The following is a 6,922-nucleotide window of genomic DNA, read 5'->3' as shown; positions in this document are numbered from 1 at the left end:
CTATGGCCGCATTCCTTCTTCAAAAGTCAGCGTTAAAAAGCTCATTCGTCAGTTTGAATCGAAATACCCTGGGGCAACGATTCACGTGGTATATGAAGCAGGGCCTTGTGGCTACTGGATTTATCGGCTGATAACAAGTTTAGGGCATTGTTGTTATGTCGTCGCGCCTTCCCTTATACCCAAAAAGCCTGGTGAACGAATTAAGACTGACCGCCGTGATGCACTTAAATTAGTGAAGCTGCTAAAGTCGGAAGATCTCACGCCTATTTATGTGCCGGAGCCAGAAGATGAGGCAGTAAGAGATTTATCCCGCGCTCGCGAGCTTGCCATGAAGGATTTAAAAGAAGCCAAATACCAACTCAAAGCGCTACTGCTGAGAAACAATATTCGATATGAGGGTACGGCTAATTGGTCGAAGAAACATCTACGGTGGCTGACCGAGCTGATATTACCTCATCCCGCACAGCACATTGTGCTGCAAGAGTACCTACAAACGATAGAAGAGCGCATACGACGACTGGAAAGGTTAGATAACGAACTGACCCATCATGTGCACCAGTGGCGCTATTATCCTGTTGTTAAAGCGATCCAAGCCATGCGTGGTGTGAGGCTGCTAGTGGCGGTTGGGGTTGTTGCGGAACTTGGTGATTTACACCGATTCGACCACCCTAGAAAGCTTATGGCTTATTTAGGTTTGGTACCCAGCGAACATTCCTCTGGTGGAAAACGTCATTTGGGCGCTATTACGAAGTCTGGTAACGGCAGAGCTAGGCGCTTGTTAATTGAGGGGGCGCACAGCTATCGATATCCAGCAAATGTATCGACTAATATCCAAATCCGGCAAGAAGGGCTGCCCAAAGACATCGTCGATATCGCTTGGAAAGCACAACTGCGTCTGTGCAAACGCTATCAGCACATGAGTAAAAAGGGTAAACACTACAACTTGATCATTACCGCGATAGCCAGAGAGATGGCAGCCTACATATGGGCTATCGCCAAAGAAGTGGTACTTACGCCAGTTAACCCAAAATTGAGATTGAGCAGAGTACCTGCATGATAAACGAGTTTGAGCTAACGCATTCGGATCAGGCCGCGGAATGTGGCACAACCTACGAGGGCGTTATGATGGCAATAACTTAACGGTTATTGATCTACGAACATAGACTGATGAGAAGGTGACCACGGCGGAGTGAGTAAGGTAGGCGCTGTTCATTGAGAGATGAATAATCCACGAATACCAGCATGACAACCGACGACATTACTGCCTCATCCGGTGCGTTAGCTCATTTATTTAGAGCAAGAGAGCAGCTAATTATGGACCGAAAAAATGTCAGGGAGACACTTGGTTTTTATTGACAAGGGGAGTCATACCAACACCCCACTAAGGGGCGATAATATATGGGCTAAAATTAGGAACGAAGTGACGCAGCCCATGTGTTAGCGTCCCAGCGAGCTTGCGAGCGATTTAATGCGTTTGTTAGCTGCCTTTATCAACTTGAGTTGCTTTTTCCCACTCAATACCTAGGCCTTTAAACTTTTGTGCAAATGGCATTACGACTAAAGCAACAATAGCTCCTAATAAAGCCATCCTTTCAGTCGTAAGTAATTTGATATCGTATTGTGCACAAATAAAGTCAGCAACAATTATTGTGAATATGATAAACGCAGAAATCCATGATACGTACTTAAACGACTCACTAATACGATTTTTTTCTGATCTTAACTCTGATTTTCTCTCTATAGCTTCTTCAGCTGACAGTGCTGAGAAAGTTGGAAATAGTGAAAAATCGGTAGGTATGAGTCCACTACCTATGTTGAATATGTGGAGGTCAAAAGGCAATAAAGTGTTATTTGATGGAGAAACGAGAAAAACTGGAATCTTATCGTTTCCAACCGCCTTGCTATAAGCCCTGAGCTGCTTTTGTGTTACATCATTATGTACCTTGTGTTTCTCCTTTATTTCGATGAGCGCCAGTTTTTCTTTTTTAACCGGATCGATAATTAAAAAATCAGGACGAAAAATTCGGTTACCTTCATTGGTTTTGAATACTGGCTCATACACAATAGAATCTTTGGGGTAACCAATATTAATTAGATAATCAGCGAACTCTTTCTCAACCCGAGAATGAAAATCTTCGTTCATTAATAAGTACTCCTTACTTCAAGAGGCAGCTAACAATTTAATAGTGCGCAAGTTGCGCGTTTTTCTACCGAGCATGCGCTCGTTTTTTTCATAGTGCCATCATTGCCAAGTTTCTGAAAGGCAAAGGGGACAATGGGTGCAAGAAAATTGGAATGACTTTGCTTCGGACAAAAACGAGCGATTGAGTCGTTTTACTGAATATAGGAGAAAGTTGTAAACCGTGTATAGATATTCAGTTTTTTTGCGCTATATTTAGAATTTTTTGATCTACTAAACGTTAAAAGCAGACCTTTATTGGTACTTTTCTGTCGGCCCTTCAGTAAATGGCTTATGTCCGCAATGTCGGAAAAACGAACTTCTGAAAATCAACCATACTTGATAGTCCCATTACCAAAGGAGAACTGTCATGTTTCAAATGGTCCCCTATGCGCCAAAAGCTGCCGTTGATGAGCAGGTATCAAAACGGCACATTTGTGCGTATAGCGGACATTTCGCATTCTATCTCATATAAATATGAAATCTCGTTTTTCTGTGGAAACGGGTGTTACCATAAAGTATCAGTATTAATAAATTAATAGTCTTAAGAGATATGAAACATTTTCTAGAAGATAATAATATTTCCGTAAGATGCGACACAGAGGCATTCGGTTTTAGTATTGCTGCAGGAAGCAAAGTCACGTTTACTTCAAAGCAAGGAAGTTTTAACGGGCTAAAGATGCGTATCCCGCCCCCAGAGTTTGAAGCATTAATGTTCTTTTCTGCTTTTGAAGCAGCCGCCAGCGCCGAATTTATAAAGAAAACGGTAAATGTTAATAAATCAGAATTTGATTCAATGTTAGAAGTTGAAAGCTCTGATGATAATCACAGGAACTTCTTTGCCGTGTGCCAGAATTCAATGGCAGCAGTCACTTTCTCAATAAGCGCTATTGAGTCTTGGGTAAATAAATCTATTGAAGTTTATGGCTTAAATAACGGGAATCCAACTGAGTTAATTTTACGAAGACCGAGAAAATCAGATCGCAAAGTTTTAACTTCAAAGGTAGCTTCAGATTTGGCTATACCTCTGCGAGCAAAGTTATTTCAGCTATTACCTCAAGTATTTAAAGTACAGCCATTAAAGGGTCACAGCACACTACGATCAGATATAAGTCATCTGATTGATGAAAGAAACATTGTAATGCATATGCAGTCAAAATTGAGCCTAGAAGATCAGGATTTAGATCGGGCTTCTTACGCAATAAAGCTTTTCAAGACCAATTCCTTCCGAGCACCAGAACTTGTATTAAAATATGTTAAATTTATTTATTCAAAATCAGAAATCCCAATTGCCCCATGGGTAAATATAGCCGATGCTGAAATTGTAGCCATCAAGAAGGGTTTAAAATGAAGATAAAAAAGGCGCTGTAACAGACTGTCAATATTGACACTTGCGCTTTGCATAAAGCATAACTAAAGCGCCGTTTTGTCGAAGTCTTAGCGAGGAAGAAAGCCTTCCCTGTCATTAGTATCAGTCACCGACTTCTGATGGGCAGAAACGTACGTATTGCTGCCGCTTAAGGCATAGGTTCGCAAAATATTAAATGTGATACCGGCGCAGTCACAGCAAAAAAGCGGGAGGTGAAAGGGTATGATAAAAATTGATTTGCGGTTCTTAAGGGCCGCATCATTTAACGTTATACATTAATAAGGAAGTATAAATGTCAGATGGATTTTCAACTACTTACGCCAAAGCTGTAGATGACATGGCAGGTAAGGTATTTTTGCCAGGCTCTATAGCATCGCTATTAGTCGAATTCGGCCAGACATTTCAAGCTAAAACGGGCGCTGATATGTTGACAACCTATTTAGTTGCTGTGCTAATTGGATTTGCTCTAACAGCTTTGGTCTTTTATGCACTCGCACTTGCCACTGTCTTCGTATTTAAAGGCGAAAATTTGGCTCCTTTTTTGGGAGTTGTACTTATGCCTTTAGGTTTTGCCTGTTTATTTCCACAATTTTTTAAGTCTTACCAAGTGAATCTATCCGAGGTGACTGGTGTCGCCCTTCTAGCTTGGTCATTCATGTTAATTAAGCATGATCCTTTTGAAATTAATGGTGATCATGTATAAAAAAATTAAGCTCAAGCGCTGCGCGGGCTGGGGTGCAAATATGTGGGCCTACTCGCTTCGCTCGGGATTTTAGCCCACATGCCTGCGCCCCTTATTTAGAAGTTAGACAGAAAAGAAGGGACCCATGAAGGAAGGCGAATCAGATAACCCGTTATTGGAAGCTATGAAGAATTCGATGCTAGAGGTAGAGAATAAATTCTCTGAGCATGAAAAGCTAAGAGCATCCGAAGAATATCAATCAGAACTCGCTTTTTTGAGACAAACCGTTAGAGATCTTATTCATACGCTTAGGCTATGCGGACTTACTGCGTCAAGATGGCAGGTTTTTGGAGAAAAATATCTTCTGCCACAACACTTTGATGACATTGTTGAGGCGGCTTTGACTGCGCAGTTGGCGGTGGAAAATGGAGCATTGAACCCTGCACGCCGAGAACTACGTCACATGTTAGAGATAGCTGTCAACGTTGCCTATGTCGATGAAGTTCGAGCGAAGGTTTCTTTTGATGAGAAAGTTGCTTTTTATAGGGGAAAAAAAGTACATAAAAGCAACGTTGACCACGTTCTTGATCTTCCCCTTCGGTTATTCGGCGAACACAATCATAAGTTTGCAACTAGCGTTCGTTCGGCTTGGGTTAGGGCTTCCAACTATGTTCACCTGACCAAAAAAAGAATTGACGAGAAACTATCCTTAAGGGAAAAGGGCATATCTTTAGGCATGGAAGCCGTTGATATGCTTAAAGATATCGTTTCCGAAGTCAACGAGGTATGTAGTACCGTTGTTGCTTTAACCTTTGAAACTATCGGCCCTTCTTTTACAGGCGACTTGCTTGTAGGTTCGCTAGATGAGCAGGATGAATGGGCATTCCATGCTAATGGTTATATCGCTTTAATCGATTCCCATTTTGACTATAAGCATGAGCGCCAAGGGAGGCTTGAGGAAATACAACAGAGAAGGGAAAACCGGATTAAGTATCGGGTGTAAGCCTGCACAGTCTAATCATGGCGTCTACCGGACCGGATTTCCGCTGGCGCTTCAAGCCGGCCCTTTACGCTGGAGTTATGGCCCATGAGAGTTATGGAAAAATTCATTAAATCTAAGCTATTGAAAGCGGATCTGGTCGAAATAGATAGGCAGTTTGAAGATTCTGGATTCAAAGATATCTCCAGTATTATCTTGGTTAAGCAAGCCTTTGTTGGAATCGCGAACCTAGTAGATTTTGAATTAACCGTGCGTTCGATTTATGCAGAGCACAGGAATTTATCGGATATATATGCAAAGGCATCTAAAGAGTTCGAATTTGCTAAGTATTTAAGAAATAAATTTATTGGTCATATAAAACCTGAGCTTCTGGAAAAAGCTATAGAATGGAAACCAGAGTTGAGGTACATGATCAAAGACACGGACAAACCAGAAGTTATGTTTATGTACAACCTCTGGGTTCTAGAGACAGCTATCAACACATATATAAAACCGGATGGAAGCCATAAGCTATTTGAGTCCGAAACAGACTTAGTATATCCACCCGACCTAAAACGTTTTCTTATCTTCTTAACCCATGTCGTTAAATCGGGTATTGAGTATTTAGAAGCTCTTAGAAAAGTGCTTGGTAATAAAATAGAAATGTTAGATCACACTCAGCAGGGCCTTGAGCATTGGTTGGCGGCAGGTGAAACGGACTTTATGTACATTAAAAAATAGTCTTAGCAAAGGCATTCAGGGGGACCAAATAACTGCCGCTTCGCTATAAGTCCTTACTGGGAGGCCTGAATGTCCGCTCCTTGTCTGAAGCCGCAAGTCAGATGATGTCTAATCCAACAAATGAAAGCGTCAGATCAAATGTAAGCCACCATAAATCGAAACTAACTCTGCACACTACAACTCATAAAGACTTTTTACGTTACCGTAATAATGGATATTTACACTATTGCGGCAATATACTCCTGTAATAATGCAAATAAGCACTATTAGATTTCAGGTTTGGTCTGGAATTACGCATCAAAACACTGCGGCCACTAACTTATGAAAAGCTAGAAAAATTTAAACGAAAATCTGTCTAGTAAAGGTTGGTCGATTCATTATGCATATCGTACTACATATGAGTAATATTCCTCACGAAAAATGAGGTGGCGTAATTATCGAAGAATTGATCGTTTTAGATCCCAAAAAAATAAGCGGTTTTCCTGAAAATACCCTAAGTACCTTCGGGTTGGTACGCGACTTACGAATTCGTATAAAAAATGTACAAATAATCTAAAATGGTGGCGTTTTTCGCCACCTATGTTTTTGGCAAAAATGGAATTTAAAATTGAAGCTGTAAAAGAAGATGAATCGGGTCGGTAAAGATGGTTAAGAGACAAGATAAATTCACAAAGTGAGAGGTATTATAGCCAGTAATATGAGTGTGAAAGGGGTCCAAGCTCAATCTTATAGGGATTGTATTGGTAAGACTGTAAAAATTCGCAATAAAACGCTCACATTTAAAGAAATGCATTAGATGAAAACCACTGGCCATACAAAAATGCCATATAAATGAGTATGAATGCGTATGGCGGTACTCAGAACGTTAATATAGGCATAGAAACAAACCAAAACAGGTGGCGTTTTTCTCCACCTACGTAAAAAGCTAAAATAGATTGGGCAAACCAAATAGGTGGCGTTTTTCGCCACTAG

At 40.9% G+C, this 6,922-nt stretch carries 6 protein-coding genes; 5 read left to right on the top strand and 1 reads right to left on the bottom strand.

The window, feature by feature from the left end; all coding sequences use genetic code 11:
- The coding region (locus JV36_RS19115; RefSeq protein ID WP_235207836.1) for an IS110 family transposase at positions 1–1,057 on the top strand (1,057 nt) is incomplete at its 5' end.
- Positions 1,058–1,477: 420 nt separating this feature from the next.
- Here JV36_RS19115 and JV36_RS0112370 read toward each other — a convergent pair.
- Positions 1,478–2,143: a hypothetical protein gene (locus JV36_RS0112370; protein WP_032096115.1), complete on the bottom strand. Its 666-nt coding sequence runs from the start codon at positions 2,141–2,143 to the stop codon at positions 1,478–1,480.
- A gap of 589 nt (positions 2,144–2,732) precedes the next feature.
- Between JV36_RS0112370 and JV36_RS0112365 the strand changes: the two genes are divergently transcribed.
- From JV36_RS0112365 to JV36_RS0112350, 4 genes are all read left to right on the top strand, one after another.
- Positions 2,733–3,530, top strand: coding sequence for a hypothetical protein (locus JV36_RS0112365; protein ID WP_032096114.1), 798 nt, complete (start codon positions 2,733–2,735; stop codon positions 3,528–3,530).
- A gap of 310 nt (positions 3,531–3,840) precedes the next feature.
- Complete coding sequence (locus JV36_RS0112360) at positions 3,841–4,251, top strand: hypothetical protein (protein WP_032096113.1); 411 nt, start codon at positions 3,841–3,843, stop codon at positions 4,249–4,251.
- A gap of 124 nt (positions 4,252–4,375) precedes the next feature.
- Positions 4,376–5,233, top strand: a complete 858-nt coding sequence (locus JV36_RS0112355; protein WP_032096112.1) for a hypothetical protein — start codon at positions 4,376–4,378, stop codon at positions 5,231–5,233.
- Positions 5,234–5,326: 93 nt separating this feature from the next.
- Complete coding sequence (locus JV36_RS0112350; RefSeq protein WP_032096204.1) at positions 5,327–5,950, top strand: hypothetical protein; 624 nt, start codon at positions 5,327–5,329, stop codon at positions 5,948–5,950.
- The last annotated feature ends 972 nt before the right edge of the window (positions 5,951–6,922 follow it).

The organism is Alteromonas sp. LOR (assembly GCF_000753865.1).
Classification (GTDB): domain Bacteria; phylum Pseudomonadota; class Gammaproteobacteria; order Enterobacterales; family Alteromonadaceae; genus Alteromonas.
Note: the sequence above shows the minus strand (reverse complement) of the source record. Positions and strands in the feature narration are given on the sequence as shown.

Excerpts from the sequence above, each read along its gene's own strand:
- JV36_RS0112370 (WP_032096115.1), bottom strand. The coding sequence starts at position 2,143 with ATGAACGAAGATTTTCATTCTCGGGTTGAGAAAGAGTTCGCTGATTAT.
- JV36_RS0112365 (WP_032096114.1), top strand. The coding sequence starts at position 2,733 with ATGAAACATTTTCTAGAAGATAATAATATTTCCGTAAGATGCGACACA.
- JV36_RS0112360 (WP_032096113.1), top strand. The coding sequence starts at position 3,841 with ATGTCAGATGGATTTTCAACTACTTACGCCAAAGCTGTAGATGACATG.
- JV36_RS0112355 (WP_032096112.1), top strand. The coding sequence starts at position 4,376 with ATGAAGGAAGGCGAATCAGATAACCCGTTATTGGAAGCTATGAAGAAT.
- JV36_RS0112350 (WP_032096204.1), top strand. The coding sequence starts at position 5,327 with ATGGAAAAATTCATTAAATCTAAGCTATTGAAAGCGGATCTGGTCGAA.